The following is a 14,792-nucleotide window of genomic DNA, read 5'->3' as shown; positions in this document are numbered from 1 at the left end:
GCCGAGCCGCAAAGGTTGGCAGAAGGCAAATACGTCAGGCAACGACACGGGGCGTAAGCTGGGGCGGCGCGAGCAAGGCCTGCAGGCGCTGGGCGCCGTCGGACAGGAATGCTACGCGAATAGGAACGTAGAATAACGGCAAAGATGCTACGATGGTACGTAAGGCCGACTCGCGCAGGCGCGCGGCATCTTTTTCGGTGGTAATAATGGCTGCCCCACGCGGCAGCGCGGCAGCAATACGCTGCAATTCGGCGGCGCTAAACGCATGGTGGTCGGGAAACTGGTGATGGGCCAATACCGGGTGCCCACGTCGTCGCAGCTCGCTCAGCAATGGCTCGGGCTGCGCAATGCCTGTGAGCACCACCACCGGTTGCAACGGCTCTAGCGTTGCGCTGGCATCCTCAGCCACTACCGCAATGGGCGCATCATAGTTATAGGTAGAGAAAAGCACCGGCACTCCGGGCTGGGCATACCGCCTGATGCGCGCCAGTGCGGCTTGCTGCTCGTGCTCAGGCCACTCAGGCGGGCACTTGGTTATAATAATAACATCGGCACGGCGGGCACCTAGGCGGCTTTCGCGCAGCCGGCCGGCGGGCAGCACATGGTCGTCCCAAAAAGGCCGTGCTTGTTCCGTAAGCAGAATGTTGAGGCTGGGCTGCACGCGGCGGTGCTGATAGGCATCGTCGAGCACTACCACCGTACGGTCGGGCAGTTGCCGCCGCATCTTGGCAAGGCCGTGGCGCCGGTCTTCATCCACCACCACGGGCACCTGTTGCCCGAAGGCATGGTAGTGCTGCCAGGGCTCATCGCCAATGGTGGCGGCGGTATCGGCCGCCGTAGCCAGGCGGTATCCTTTGGTATGGCGGCCGTAGCCCCGGCTCAGAATGGCTGGTTTGTGCCCGGTACTCAGCAACTGCTCAACTACCCATGCCACGTGGGGCGTTTTGCCAGTGCCTCCTACCCGCAGGTTGCCAACGTTGATGAGCGGCACCTCAGCGGCGGCACTACGCCAACGGCCGGTGTCGTAGAGCCAGTTGCGCACGGCCGCTACGCTGGCGTACAACCAGCTGAACGGAAGCAACAACAAGGTGAGAAGTTGGGTCATCTGGGAGATTAGTGTGCAGCGCAGCGGGCTAGCACGGGCGGCAAAAATACGCGAAATGCAGGCCGGGCGTCCGTTGTACGTGCAACTGCGTATGGATTTCGTTGATGACTACCCTTGATACTTTTGGCACACGGCTAACGACTTTCCTGAATGGCTTTCCGGCTGCCCCACCATTGCCAGGCGAGGTTACGGCCTACAATCCGTACCAAACGTCGCCCGCTGGTGAGCTACTCCACCAGTTTGCTCAACAATTTTATGCCGACAACCAACCCAGGGTGGCGTTGCTAGGCATAAACCCCGGGCGTTTTGGGGCCGGCACCACCGGCGTGGCCTTTACCGATCCGGCAGCGCTGCAGCGCCATTGCGGCATACCCAATCAATTGCCGCAGCGCCCCGAACTCTCGAGCCAGTTTGTGTACCAGCTAGTTGATGCCCTGGGTGGTCCTCAAATCTTTTATCAGCATTTTTACCTAGGCTCGCTTTACCCGCTGGTGTTGCTGCGCAATGGCAAAAACTACAACTACTACGATGCAGCCGCCGTCAGCAAAGCCTTGTGGCCGCACATGCAGCAGTCAATTAGGCAGCAAGCCGACCTAGGGCTGCGGCGCGATGTAGCCATCAGCTTAGGCCGGCGCAATGGCGAGTACTTTCAGGCGCTTAATCAGGAGCTGCAGCTTTTCGAACAGGTGCTGGTGTTCGATCATCCGCGCTACCTCATGCAATACAAGCGCCACCTCGTACCCGACTTTGTGCAGCAATACACTGCTATACTTGCCGAGTTGCTGTAACTCAACGTGGGTTTGGCTGCTTGGCGTACGACTCGTGCTTGCGAAACCCATTTTGCCTGCTGCCAGCAACCAAAACCAGCTCTTACTTTCGCCTCATGTCCGTCACCGTTCAAGACCTTACCCGCGCTTTGGAGGCGTGGGCCCCGCTGCCTTTTCAGGAAAGCTACGACAACGCCGGCCTGCAGTGTGGCGATCCGCAGATGCTGGTTAAAGGCGTGCTTATTGCCCTCGATTGTACGCCGGCTATCATCGACGAGGCGGTACGCCGGGGCTGCAATATGGTGGTAGTACACCACCCCGTAATTTTTCAGCCCCTCAAGCGTCTCACCGGCAGCACCGAGGTAGAGCGCACCATAATGCGTGCGTTGCGCCTCGATGTGGCCGTGTACGCCGCCCACACCAACCTCGACAACGTGCGTCACGGCGTCAGCCGCAAGCTGGGCGAAAAGCTTGGCTTGCAGAACCTGCGCGTGCTCGACCCGAAGCCCGGCTTGTTGGCCAAGCTGATTACCTACGTGCCTGCTGCTCACACCGATGCCGTGTTGCAGGCCCTCTACGCAGCCGGCGCTGGCCAAATTGGCGACTACCACGACTGCAGCTTCCGCCTCGATGGCACCGGCACTTTTACGCCTGGCCCAGGCACCAACCCGTACGAAGGCACTGTTGGCAAACCGCAAACTGCTCCTGAGCAGCGCGTAGAGGTATTGCTGCCCCTGCACCTGCAACACAAAGCCCTAGGCGCTCTGCGGCAGGCGCACCCCTACGAGGAAGTGGCCTACGAGGTGGTAAAGCTGGAAAACGTGCATCAAGACGTGGGCTCCGGCATGGTTGGCGAGTTGCCCGAGGCGCTTTCGGCCAAGGAGTTTTTGCGGCTACTGCGCGAGCGGCTGCACGTGCCGGTGGTTAAGCACACCGAGCACCACGCCGTCATCCGGAAAGTGGCCCTGTGTGGCGGTGCGGGCTCCTTCCTAACCAAGAAAGCCGTAGCCGCCGGAGCCGATGCCTACGTAACTGGCGACATAAAATACCATGAGTTTTTTGCTCCCGAAGGCAAGCTCATGTTGTGCGATGTTGGCCACTACGAAAGCGAGCAGTATACTAACGAACTGTTCCGGGAATTGCTTACGGAAAAATTTGCACGTACTTTTGCGGTCTTGTTAGCAGAGACCCCCACGAACCCTGTTCGCTATGATTTCTAACTCCGCTTCGGATATTACCGTAGCCAGCAAACTGGAAGCCCTTCTTAACCTGCAGCGCATCGATTCGCAACTCGATGAGATTCGGCGCGTGCGCGGCGACCTGCCCGAAGAAGTGCGCGACCTGGAAGATGAGATTGCCGGTTATGAGGTGCGCGTGGCCAAATTCGACGAAGAAGTCGCTGCTCTGAACGAGCAGATCAAAGCCCGCAAGCAAGCCGCTAAAGATGCCGAAGCCCTGATCCGCCGCTACGAAGACCAGCAGCAGAACGTCCGCAACAACCGCGAGTACGAAGCTATTGCCAAGGAAATCGAGCTGCAGAAGCTGGAAATCCAGATTTCGGAGAAAAAGGTTCGCGAAGCTCAATACCAGATCGATCAGAAGAACATCGAAATTGGTGGCACCAAGCAGCGCCTCGAAGAGCGCCGCAAGGACTTGGTGAACAAGCAAGCCGAACTGCAGGTGATTGTAGGCGAAAGCGAGGCCGATGAGCAAAAGCTGATGACCGAGCGCGAAACTGCTTCTCAGCCTGTAGAGGACCGATTGCTGTCGGCTTACAGCCGCATCCGCGGCAACGCCCGCAACGGCTTGGCTGTAGTAATGGTAAAGCGCGACGCTTGCGGTGGCTGCTTCAACACGGTACCGCCCCAGCGCCAGGCCGACATCATTGCCCACAAGAAAATTATTGTGTGCGAGCACTGCGGCCGTATCTTGGCCGACGTTGAAAGCCGCAACGCCTAGGTTTTTTCCGCATTTTTATAGAAAAGGAACGGCCACAGTGTCGTTCCTTTTTTGTTGATCTGATGCTGAAGGTTGCTGAGGTAAGCAGAAGTTTGCGCAGGCGTGTTCTTGCCGTGCTGTGCCTGCTGCTTTGTGCCCTTGCCACCACCGCGAAAGCCCCAGGTAGCTTCGCCCACGGCAAGCAGCAACAACGTCCTTCAGTACCAAAACAGGATACTGCCGGCGAAAATGCCGCCCGGGCGGAAATCACCAGCAGCCCCGATCAGCTTTCTGCCACCAGTCGCCGTGCTTATGCCGAGTTGTTGAAGCTGCGCACCACTGCGGCCCGCAACATCATAAAAGCAGAGCTGCGCCAACAACCACACAGCCCCGGCGCGTTGCTCGTTGATGAAGGCATCAGCTTCACCGAACTAGTGGTCAGCCAGGATGCCGGCCGCTACGATGCCTTGATAGAAGCGCAAAACCGTTGCCTCGAAGCGCTTGATCGGCTGCCACGCACTGCCCTGCGCGATTATGCCCGCGCCGAAGTGCGCCTGCACCAAGCGGCTACTCAGGTCATGTTCGAGCACGAGCTGCAGGGTGCCTGGAGCTTGCGGCAGGCGTACTTGCAGGTACAGCAAAATGCCAAACGCTGGCCTCATCACTTGCCCACCCAAAAAACAATGGGCTTGTGCCAGTTCCTGATCGGGTCGGTGCCGGAGGGCTACCGTTGGTTCTTGAACCTCTTAGGCCTACCCGGCAATACCACAGCTGGCCTACGGCACCTGCGTAACGCCGCCATACGCCCACACGATTTTCAGACGGAAGCAGAAATCCTGCTGGCCCTGATCCGGCAGACTTACTATGGCGCCGACGAGGAAGCGGCCGCCCTAACCACTCGCTTAACGCGCGCCCAGCCCGACAATTTACTGTTCAGCTACTTAGCTGTTTCGGTACAAAAAAAGCTGCACCGCGCCGACGAAGCTCTGGCTGCTTACCGAGCCCGACCAGTAGGCAACGCTTACTTACCGGCACCCTATCTGCATCACATGGCCGCCGACTTGCTGCTCTACCAAGGTCAGTATGCCGCCTCGCTACGTGCCAATCAGCAGTTTGCTAAAGAGTACCTAGGCGTGCACTACCGCAAGGACGCTTGGTTTAAGATGTACTTGGCCCACTGGCTCAGCGGCAACAACCAAGCAGCCGAGCAATGCCGCCAGCAAATCAGTAAAAGCGGCGAAACCGTTGTGGAGGAGGACCGCTACGCGCAACGGTTTGTCGATGACCGTTTACCCCTTAATCCTTTGCTAACCAAAGCTCGCCTACAACTCGATGGCGGCTATTACCGGCCTGCTCTAGCCACTCTAGGTGCTTTCCGCGCAGCTTCTTCTACTCCTCTGCGCGATAAGCTCGAAGAGCCGTACCGCCGTGCCCGGGCTTACCACGGCTTGGGCCGCCTCGATTCGGCCCGCCTGTTTTACACGCACACCATTGCGCTTAGTGGCAATGCGCCTTATTACTTTGCCCCGCAAGCCGCCCTGCAAATGGGGTACATCTGCCGGGAGGCTGGCCAACTTGCGAAAGCCAAAGCGTATTTTCAGAAGGCCCTGAGCTACAACAAGCACGAATACAAAACCAGCACCGACGCCAAGGCCAAAGTAGCCTTAGCTAGCATGAAATAGCCAACGTTTGCTGCATGGCTGCTCCTACCATCTCTCCTGCCCAAGCCCTGCGCTGGGCAGCCCAGCACCAGTATTGCGCCTACTTTGTACCAGCCGCCGATAGTGCCTGCGCTGGCGGACCATTCGTGCATATGCTGGCTGTCGCTGACGAAGGTGCTTCAGCTATTGCTTCGCTGGCAAACCTGGATGATTGGTTTAGCCAGAACCTGGCCAATGCTCCACGCTGCGGTTTGCTGACCTATGATGTAAAGAACGCGTTTGAGCCACTGCTACATAGCCAACACCCCGATGGCTTAGAATGGCCCGACTTGCATTTTTTTCGCCCGAGCAAGTGGCTCCGCTGGTTGGCCGATGGCACCGTTGAGCTGCATGGCCTAACCCCCGCCGACCTAGGGGAAATAGCTGCCCAGCCCTCGGACGTTTTGCCGCTAGGTGTCGTGCCGCAGCTGCACCCACGCCTCAGCAAGGCCGACTACCTAGGGGCCGTTGAAGCCGTGCGCGAAGACATATTGAACGGCGAAGTTTATGAGCTCAACCTTTGCCAGGAGTTCTACGCCGAAGGGGTAACTCTTTCTCCTGTCGATACCTTTTTGCGGCTGCAGCAAGCGTCGCCAACGCCTTTTGCCGGTTTCTACAAGTGGCACGATCGGCATTTGCTCTGCGCTTCGCCCGAGCGGTTTATTCGCCGTGATGCTGACTCGTTGCTTTCGCAACCCATTAAAGGCACCATCCGGCGTGGCATTACGCCCCCCGAAGACGAAGCACAGCGGCAGCAACTACTTAACGACGAGAAGGAACGGGCCGAAAACCTGATGATCGTTGACTTGGTGCGCAACGACTTGGCCCGCATTAGTAAGCCCGGCAGTGTGCAAGTGCCTGAGCTATTCGGGCTATATCCCTTCCGGCACGTGTGGCAAATGATATCAACCGTGAAAAGTCAGCTGCAGCCGAGTACCACCTTGAGCGAGATACTTCGCGCCACCTTTCCGATGGGCTCCATGACGGGCGCACCTAAAGTGCGCGCCATGCAGCTGATCGAGCAATACGAAAAGGCTCGCCGAGGACTATACAGCGGGAGCATTGGCTACGTGTGGCCCAATGGCGACTTCGATTTCAACGTGGTAATTCGCTCGTTGCAGTACCGCACCGATACCGGCTACCTCAGCTTTCAGGTGGGTTCGGCCATCACCTACGATTCGCAGCCGGAACGCGAATACCAGGAGTGCCTGTTGAAAGCCCGAGCTCTGTTAGAAGTACTGGGCACTACAATCATTGATTTAGCTTAGAGCTAACCGCGCACTGGTTTGTGCCATGAGCAAGAACCAGCACCGGCTCAGAAGCTTAGCAATTCAGTTATTCATTGTTCTGCCAAACTGTCATTTCTGCTGGGTAAGCCGTACCTTTGCCCTCCTTCAGCTGATTTTTCGAGGCCATGTCTCAACCCATCCTTACGCTTGATTTTCTGGACAAGGCTGCTGCCCCAGCCGCTGAGCAGTTACCCGCCGACGTACGCGTGAGCGAGCCGACGCACACGGGTCGTCAGCGCCGGCTCTACATCGAGAGCTACGGCTGCCAGATGAATTACTCTGACTCTGAAATCGTATCGAGCATCCTCTACGACGAGGGCTTTGATACTACTTCGGAGCTGGCCGAGGCCGATTTGGTACTGCTCAACACTTGCTCCATCCGCGAAAAGGCCGAAATCACGGTGCGCCAGCGCCTGCAGCAGATCAACGCCCACAAGCGTAAGCGCCCGGGCTTGCTAGTGGGCGTATTAGGCTGCATGGCCGAGCGCCTCAAAAGCAAGTTTTTGGAGGAAGAGCAGATTGTGGACCTGGTTGTAGGCCCCGATGCTTACCGCGACCTGCCCCGTCTGATTAAGGAGGTTGATGCCGGCCAACGCGCCGTGAACGTGCTGCTCTCGCGCGAGGAGACCTACGCCGACATTACGCCCGTGCGCCTGAACTCCAACGGCGTGTCGGCCTTTATCAGCATCATGCGCGGTTGCGACAACATGTGCTCGTTCTGCGTGGTGCCGTTTACCCGCGGCCGCGAGCGGAGTCGCGATGCGCACAGTATAGTACAGGAAGCCCAAGACTTATTCAACAAAGGCTTCAAAGAAGTAACGCTACTGGGCCAGAATGTAGACAGTTATAAGTGGCAATCAGAGGACGGCACGGAGTTCGTGAACTTCGCTGGCCTGCTCGAGCGCGTAGCCTTGGTAAGCCCCGAGTTGCGCGTGCGCTTCTCTACCTCGCACCCCAAAGACATTACCGACGAGGTGCTGCACACCATGGCCAAGTACGACAACGTGTGCAATTACATTCACCTGCCGGCCCAGAGCGGTAACTCGCGCGTGCTGAAGCTGATGAATCGCACCTACGACCGCGAATGGTACCTCGACCGCGTGGCCGCGATTCGCCGCATCCTAGGTGAAGATTGCGGCATTTCAACCGACATGATTGCCGGCTTCTGCTCAGAAACCGAGGAGGAACACCAGGAAACACTGAGCCTGATGGAGCACGTGAAGTACGACATGGCCTATATGTTCTACTACTCGGAGCGCCCCGGCACACTAGCGGCGCGCAAGCTCGAAGACGACGTACCGCTGGAAGTAAAAAAACGCCGACTCGCTGAAATCATTGAGCGTCAGCAGAAACACTCGCTTATCCGCAGCCAGATGGCCGTGGGCAAGGTGCACCGGGTGTTGGTGGAAGGCGTCTCGAAGCGCAGCACTGAGCACCTAAGCGGCCGCAACGACCAAAACAAAGTGGTCATCTTCCCCCGCAAGCACTACAAAAAAGGCGACTACGTGAACGTGTTTGTCCGGGAGTGCACCAGCACTACCTTGCTGGGCGACGCAGTAGAATAATTTTTACTGTCATCCTGAGCGCGGAAAAGCGCCTCTCCCATCCGAACGGCCTCATTGGCTGTTAGTTGCTCTGGGGAGGAACTCTACCTTGCCTAGGATGACAGCTTGTTTTCAGGGGTGCCTTTTTCTTGTCGGCGTAAAATAATCTCGGCCCCTTTTCGTCTACTCTCCGAAAACCAACCTAGCACTTGACCCCTTCCGAAATACAAAGTATCAAGCAGCGCTTCGGCATCATTGGCAACGCCCCAACGCTGAACTACGCCATCCAGGTAGCCGCTCAAGTAGCGCCTACCGACATGACCGTACTCATCACCGGCGAGAGCGGCTCGGGCAAGGAGTCGTTTTCGAAGATCATCCATGCCCTTTCGCCACGTAAGCACGGGCAGTTTATTGCCGTAAACTGCGGTGCTATTCCGGAAGGCACGATTGATTCGGAGCTGTTTGGCCACGAAAAAGGCTCGTTTACGGGCGCTACTGAAGCGCGCAAAGGCTACTTCGAGGTAACCAACGGCGGCACCATTTTCCTCGACGAGATTGGCGAGATGCCCCTAGGTACCCAGGCCCGCCTACTGCGCGTGCTGGAGAATGGGGAGTTTATTCGGGTGGGCTCGTCGAAGGTGCAGAAGACCGATGTGCGCGTGGTTGCGGCTACCAACGTGAACCTGCTCAACGCCGTGAGCGAGGGCCGCTTCCGCGAAGACCTCTACTACCGTCTGAACACCGTACCCATTACGGTGCCGCCCTTGCGCGAAAGAGGCGACGATATTTACCTGCTGTTCCGCAAGTTCGCTACCGATTTTGCCGAGCGCTACCGCGTGAAGCCCATTACCCTGCTGCCCGATGCGGTACAGGAGCTGCAGCGCTTCCGTTTCCCTGGTAACATTCGCCAGCTCAAGAACATAGCCGAACAGATATCGGTGTTGGAAACCGACCGGGAGGTAGATGCCCGACGCTTGCGTCAGTACCTGCCGCAGGACCAAACCTCTAACCTGCCCATGCTCCTAGGTGCCACGGCCGACGGCACGGCTCCGCAAGGCGTATCGGAGCGCGAACTGCTGTACAAGGTGCTGTTCGATATGCGCCGCGACATGACCGACCTCAAGCGTTTGGTGCTCGAAATGGCCGCCGGCTCGGCCCGCGGCGAAGCCGGGCAGGCGCAGGAGTTGGTTCGCCAGAACAGCCACCTTTTCACCAATTTAAGCGTTGCCCCCTACGAAAGTGGGCCGCGCTTAGCTAGGCCCGCCGAGCCCAATGAGTCGTTTATCATCAACGCCCAACCTGCTGCCGACTTCGACGATGAGGACGAGATTCAGCGCGTTGAAGACATCACGCACGAAACCGAGGAAGAAAGCTTATCGCTCGAAGCCAAGGAAAAGGAAATGATCATCAAGGCGTTGAAGAAGCACCACAACAAGCGCAAGTATGCCGCACAGGATTTGGGTATTTCGGAGCGCACCTTGTACCGCAAACTCAAGCAGTATGATCTGGATTAAGCAGGCCGGCATCCGCCACCTAGGCTTTGTAGTAGCAATATTGCTTTGCTTGCTGCCCCTTGCGGGCTGCGGCGTTTACTCCTTCACCGGTACCAACATCGACCCTTCCGTTAAAACTTTTTCGGTGGGTACGCTGCAAAACAACGCTGCCAACGGTCCGTCCTTTCTTTCGCAGCGCCTCACCGAGGATTTTAAGGACTACTTCCAACGCAACACCACGCTGAAGCTCGTACCTCGCGATGGAGATTTGCAGTTTGAAGGCCAGATAGTTGCCTACGATTTTGCGCCGGCGGCCATTCAGAGCACCGATGGGCAGGACCGTGCGGGTATTAACCGCCTCACTATTCAAATTCGGGTGAAGTTCACCAATACCAAAGACCCTAAGCAGGACTTTGAGCAAACGTTTCAGAGCAATGCTGACTTTACGGCCACTGAAAACGTGACGAACATTGTAAACGACCCAACGGCCAACCGCCGCATTACCGACCGCATTATCACCGACGTGTTTAATAAGTCGGTTGCCAACTGGTAACTACTGCCACTGGTTGTGCTTTAGTGCTCAAATTGCTGTAATGTTGTGGTTCGGATGATTGTGCGGGGCCTGAGCCCGCCATGGCTTAATTGTTATCAAGCCTGATCTGTAGCCACTTACCTCCTACTCTGCACCTAGCATCAATCGATGAACCGCGCCTCGCTGCTGCACATTCTGGACAACGTAACCGGCATTACCGAAGCCGAAGTTCGTGAGTTGGAGCAGTTGGCTACCGCTTTCCCATATTGCCAAACAGCGCACTTGCTGCTGGCGAAAGCGGCCCACGACCGCGGCAGCATGCTGGCCGGCCAGCGTCTTCGCCGCGCTGCCACCTACGCCGCCGACCGCGAACTTCTGCGTTTGCTGATCGAGACTCCTGCTGGCACCCTGCTGCCCAGTTCCGAGCCAGCTGCGCAGGTAAGCAGCTCCGTTGCTATGCCCGAGGTTAGCGAACCGCAACGGGTAGAAGCAGAACTTCAATCTACCGAAGCACTGCCTTTCGCAGAACCCGAACCAGCGGCAGTGGCTCCTGGGCAGGTCGAGCCTTTTCAGGCACCTGCATTCGATCCGGAGCTCACAGAAGCCGAAGCATACCCCGTTGCTGAAAGCGTAGCTTCCACAGCTGATTTGTCAGTTGAAGCTGCTGATGACGAGCTGATTGCTGAGCCTGCAGCCGAAGAGGCACCTGCTACCGCAACAGAGCCAACTGAACAGTTCCTAGGTGTCCTTATCGAAAACACCGTAGAGGAGCCTGCGTTGGTTGAGGAAGAACAACCTGCTTCCCATTTAGAAGAGGTTGCTGCTGCTGACTCGCCGAATGATGAGTCAGTAACCGAGCTTACCTCGGTTGATACGGATGCTGAGTCGCAACCAGAGTCTGTTGTTGAGGCAGCGACACTGGAGTTGCTCCTCACGTCGGAGCCAGTTGATGTAGCCGAAGCTTCTGAGCCTGAAGATGGATCAGAATTAGGTCTAACTCCTACCTTCTCGGCGTCAGAGGGGTTGGTAGCGGGCGAACTGCCGCCGCTTGCACCGCCCATTCGCCCGCCTGTAGAGGCTGGCAGTTCGCGGTTCGAGTTTGGCTTGGCCGAGGCAGCCGAGCAGGCTCCTTTGTACCAGTTACCGGAGTTCGAAGAGGAAGAGGAACCTAAACCAGGCGCTATACCGGCCTTCCGAGCCGATGAGCACCTAGCGTATGCTGTCGCAGCGGGCAGCCGCTTTGGCTATGCCCTGACGCTCCGCGATGCAGAACTGACATTCAATTTGCCTTTAGCCGATAGCTGGCACCCCGATGCGGCGCATCAGGCTCACCTTTCGGCCCACCGACCTTCGGTAGCCGCTTTGCCATCTTCGTTGGTGCTTATCGAACGGTTCTTGCGCAGTCAGCCGCGCATCAAAACAGCCACTGTTCGGCCTTCTCCTACCGACGAGCCTCAAACCGACCTATCGGTGCGCAGCACCAGCGCTCCGCCCAGCTTGGCGTCGGAAAGCTTAGCCAAAATCATGGTGAAGCAAGGTAAAATTGCACGCGCGATTGAGATTTACGAGCAACTGATGCAGCGCCAACCCGAAAAAAAGGCGTATTTTGCCGCTCAAATTGACTTACTGAACCAACAGACGGAGTAGATGTACACCGCTATTATCGTACTTGCCCTTATTGTATGCGTGTTGCTGGCCCTAGTGGTGCTAGCCCAAAACTCGAAGGGCGGTGGTTTGGCCGGCGGCTTTTCGGCCGGTGGCACAGCCCAACTGATGGGTGTTAAGCGCACCGGCGACTTGCTGGAGCGCCTCACTTGGGGCTTTGCCATTGCCTTAATTATTTTGTCGCTCGGCTCTCACATGCTGCTCAGCAACCAATCAACGGGTCCTGTGCGCAGCATCAACCAGCAAAAAGCCATGGAAGCCCGCCTTCCTGCAACCCCGCCCACCGCACCGGCTACCCCGGTACCGGGTGCAGCTGGCCCAGCGGCCCCAGCCCAGCAGCAAACGCCGGCTCCGGCTCAGCAACCTGCTCCGGCTCCCGCTCAGTAATCTTGACAACCCAGGCCATTACACCGGCGGCTTTTCGCAGCAGCGAAAAGCCGCCGGTTGTTTTTTACCCGGTTTAGTTGACTATACTTGCGGCCGCCCAATCTGCCACCATCCTGTCAGGTTTGTCAGGCTGGGCGGCAGAAATCCGGCGAAAAGTTCCCTAGGTCGTTCAATCTGTCAGTTTTTAGCAGGCTGGCACAAGAACTGCCCAGCCGCTGCCGACTCCCTTGAAGTCTTTTCCCATTCATTATACCGTTCAACCAAAACCAGCAGTATGGCTGTTAGCATCAAACCGCTGGCCGACCGCGTGATCATCGCACCGGCCGCCGCCGAAGAAAAAACCAAATCGGGCATCATCATTCCCGATACGGCCAAAGAGAAGCCGCAGCGCGGCGAAGTGGTGGCCGTAGGCGAAGGCAAAGTGGCCGACAATGGCACCTTGGTGAAGCCCTCGGTATCGGTAGGCGACCAAGTATTGTACGGCAAGTATGCCGGCACCGAGATTACCGTTGATGGTCAGGACTACCTGATCATGCGCGAATCGGACATTTTCGCCATCCTGTAAGTTTCCCCTTTCAGCCCAAAATCGTAGCAAAGCCCCATGGCAGCTAAACTCGTTCAATTTGACATCGAAGGCCGCAACAAGCTGGTGGCCGGCGTAGATAAACTGGCTAACGCCGTTAAAGTAACCCTTGGACCGAAAGGCCGTAATGTGGTTATCGACAAGAAGTTCGGCGCTCCTAGCATTACTAAGGACGGTGTAACCGTAGCTAAGGAAATCGAGCTGAAAGACCCAATCGAAAACATGGGTGCTCAGCTGGTAAAAGAGGTTGCCTCGAAAACCGCTGACCAAGCCGGCGACGGCACCACCACCGCAACCGTACTAGCCCAAGCCATCTACCGCGCTGGCCTGAAAAACGTGGCCGCTGGTGCCAACCCAATGGACCTGAAGCGAGGCATCGACAAGGCGGTGCAAGCTGTTGTAGCTAACCTGAAGCAGCAGTCGAAGAAGATTGAAAACTCTTCGGAAATTGCCCAAGTAGGCACCATTTCGGCCAACAACGACATCGAAATCGGCCAGATGATTGCCAACGCCATGGACAAGGTTGGCAAAGAAGGCGTAATCACGGTAGAAGAAGCTCGCGGCACCGAAACCGAAGTAAAAACGGTTGAAGGCATGCAGTTCGACCGCGGCTACCTGTCGCCCTATTTCGTAACCAACGCCGAGAAGATGGAAGCCGAGCTCGACTCGCCCTTCATCCTGATCTACGACAAAAAAGTAAGCACCATGAAGGAGCTCCTGCCCGTGCTGGAGCAAGTGGTGCAAACTGGCAAGCCCTTGCTGATCATCGCGGAAGACGTTGACGGTGAGGCGCTGGCTACGCTGGTGGTGAACAAGCTGCGTGGCTCGCTGAAGATTGCTGCCGTTAAGGCTCCTGGCTTCGGCGACCGTCGTAAGGCTATGCTCGAGGACATTGCTGCCCTCACCGGCGGTACGGTTATCTCCGAAGAGCGCGGCTACAAGCTCGACAACGCTACCCTCGATTACCTCGGCCAAGCCGAGAAAATCATCGTTGACAAAGACAACACGACCATCGTTAACGGCCGTGGTGGCAAGGAAGAGATTCAGGCTCGCGTAGGTCAGATCAAAGCCCAGATCGAAACTACCACCTCGGATTACGACAAGGAGAAGCTGCAAGAGCGTCTGGCCAAGCTGTCGGGCGGTGTAGCTATCCTCTACATCGGTGCTTCGACGGAGGTTGAGATGAAAGAGAAGAAAGACCGCGTTGACGATGCCCTGCACGCTACCCGCGCCGCCGTTGAGGAAGGCGTGGTGCCCGGCGGCGGTGTAGCTCTGGTGCGCGCTCTGGATTCGTTGGAAGCCGTTGATACCATCAACAGCGACGAGCGCACCGGCGTAAACATCATTCGCACGGCTCTGGAAGCTCCCCTGCGCACCATCGTGGCCAACGCCGGTGGCGAAGGCTCGGTAGTAGTGCAGAAAGTACGCGACGGCCAAGGCGACTTCGGCTACAACGCCCGCGAAGACCGCTACGAGAACCTGATGGCTGCTGGTATCCTCGACCCGACCAAGGTTACTCGCTTGGCTCTCGAAAACGCTGCTTCTATCGCCGGCCTGCTGCTGACGACTGAGTGCGTAATTTCGGAAGAAGCCGAAGAAGAGAAAGCCGGTGCCGGCGCTGCTGGCATGGGCGGTATGGGTGGCATGGGCGGCATGATGTAATCGGCCTCCCGAGCACCAAGCTCTGATAACAACAAGCCCCGCTGACCTAGGTCGGCGGGGCTTGTTGCTTTGTAGGGCGACCAAGGCGCCTAGGTTGGTACTCTTTCTACAACAACGCACCGTTTTG

14 protein-coding genes are annotated in these 14,792 nt (G+C 57.4%); 12 read left to right on the top strand and 2 right to left on the bottom strand.

The window, feature by feature from the left end:
• Positions 1-34: 34 nt before the first annotated feature.
• The gene (gene lpxK / locus ASU33_RS09905) at positions 35-1,105 is read right to left on the bottom strand and encodes a tetraacyldisaccharide 4'-kinase (protein WP_059070626.1); all 1,071 of its coding nucleotides are present in this window, start codon (positions 1,103-1,105) and stop codon (positions 35-37) included.
• A 104-nt stretch (positions 1,106-1,209) separates the two neighbouring features.
• Between lpxK and ASU33_RS09900 the strand changes: the two genes are divergently transcribed.
• The 3 genes from ASU33_RS09900 (at position 1,210) to ASU33_RS09890 (ending at position 3,831) form a co-directional block, all read left to right on the top strand.
• Positions 1,210-1,893: a uracil-DNA glycosylase family protein gene (locus tag ASU33_RS09900; RefSeq protein ID WP_078063021.1), complete on the top strand. Its 684-nt coding sequence runs from the start codon at positions 1,210-1,212 to the stop codon at positions 1,891-1,893.
• Between the two features lie 95 nt (positions 1,894-1,988).
• A complete protein-coding gene (locus tag ASU33_RS09895) occupies positions 1,989-3,092 on the top strand; it encodes a Nif3-like dinuclear metal center hexameric protein (RefSeq protein ID WP_059070789.1) in 1,104 nt (367 codons plus the stop codon).
• Positions 3,082-3,831: a zinc ribbon domain-containing protein gene (locus tag ASU33_RS09890; protein WP_059070625.1), complete on the top strand. Its 750-nt coding sequence runs from the start codon at positions 3,082-3,084 to the stop codon at positions 3,829-3,831. Before ASU33_RS09895 ends, ASU33_RS09890 begins: the two co-directional genes overlap by 11 nt.
• Here ASU33_RS09890 and ASU33_RS09885 read toward each other — a convergent pair.
• Positions 3,828-4,007 (bottom strand): hypothetical protein, encoded by a 180-nt coding sequence (locus ASU33_RS09885; RefSeq protein WP_149867135.1) that lies wholly within the window; start codon positions 4,005-4,007, stop codon positions 3,828-3,830. The two genes, ASU33_RS09890 and ASU33_RS09885, sit on opposite strands and share 4 nt — an antisense overlap.
• A 123-nt stretch (positions 4,008-4,130) precedes the next feature.
• On the opposite strand from ASU33_RS09885, the gene ASU33_RS09880 reads away from it, so the two are divergent.
• The 9 genes from ASU33_RS09880 (at position 4,131) to groL (ending at position 14,665) form a co-directional block, all read left to right on the top strand.
• Entirely contained in the window at positions 4,131-5,492 is a 1,362-nt protein-coding gene (locus ASU33_RS09880; RefSeq protein ID WP_059070623.1) for a tetratricopeptide repeat protein, read from the top strand.
• A 14-nt stretch (positions 5,493-5,506) separates the two neighbouring features.
• Positions 5,507-6,778: an aminodeoxychorismate synthase component I gene (gene pabB / locus ASU33_RS09875; RefSeq protein WP_059070622.1), complete on the top strand. Its 1,272-nt coding sequence runs from the start codon at positions 5,507-5,509 to the stop codon at positions 6,776-6,778.
• Positions 6,779-6,924: 146 nt separating this feature from the next.
• Entirely contained in the window at positions 6,925-8,364 is a 1,440-nt protein-coding gene (gene miaB, locus ASU33_RS09870; RefSeq protein ID WP_059070621.1) for a tRNA (N6-isopentenyl adenosine(37)-C2)-methylthiotransferase MiaB, read from the top strand.
• 188 nt (positions 8,365-8,552) lie between these two features.
• Positions 8,553-9,857 carry a sigma-54 interaction domain-containing protein gene (locus ASU33_RS09865; protein WP_059070620.1) on the top strand — a complete coding sequence of 435 codons (1,305 nt, stop codon included), beginning with the start codon at positions 8,553-8,555 and terminating at the stop codon, positions 9,855-9,857.
• Positions 9,844-10,389 carry an LPS assembly lipoprotein LptE gene (gene lptE / locus ASU33_RS09860; protein WP_078063020.1) on the top strand — a complete coding sequence of 182 codons (546 nt, stop codon included), beginning with the start codon at positions 9,844-9,846 and terminating at the stop codon, positions 10,387-10,389. The genes ASU33_RS09865 and lptE overlap by 14 nt, the downstream gene beginning before the upstream one ends.
• 147 nt (positions 10,390-10,536) lie before the next feature.
• The gene (locus ASU33_RS09855) at positions 10,537-12,015 is read left to right on the top strand and encodes a DUF8458 domain-containing protein (RefSeq protein WP_059070619.1); all 1,479 of its coding nucleotides are present in this window, start codon (positions 10,537-10,539) and stop codon (positions 12,013-12,015) included.
• Positions 12,016-12,420: a preprotein translocase subunit SecG gene (secG, locus tag ASU33_RS09850; RefSeq protein WP_059070618.1), complete on the top strand. Its 405-nt coding sequence runs from the start codon at positions 12,016-12,018 to the stop codon at positions 12,418-12,420. It abuts the gene before it with no gap.
• Positions 12,421-12,694: 274 nt separating this feature from the next.
• Entirely contained in the window at positions 12,695-12,985 is a 291-nt protein-coding gene (gene groES, locus ASU33_RS09845; RefSeq protein ID WP_059070617.1) for a co-chaperone GroES, read from the top strand.
• Positions 12,986-13,021: 36 nt separating this feature from the next.
• Complete coding sequence (groL, locus tag ASU33_RS09840; protein WP_059070616.1) at positions 13,022-14,665, top strand: chaperonin GroEL; 1,644 nt, start codon at positions 13,022-13,024, stop codon at positions 14,663-14,665.
• Positions 14,666-14,792 lie beyond the last annotated feature (127 nt).

The organism is Solirubrum puertoriconensis, from assembly GCF_001483135.1.
In the GTDB taxonomy this organism is placed as follows: domain Bacteria; phylum Bacteroidota; class Bacteroidia; order Cytophagales; family Hymenobacteraceae; genus Solirubrum; species Solirubrum puertoriconensis.
Note: the sequence above shows the minus strand (reverse complement) of the source record. Positions and strands in the feature narration are given on the sequence as shown.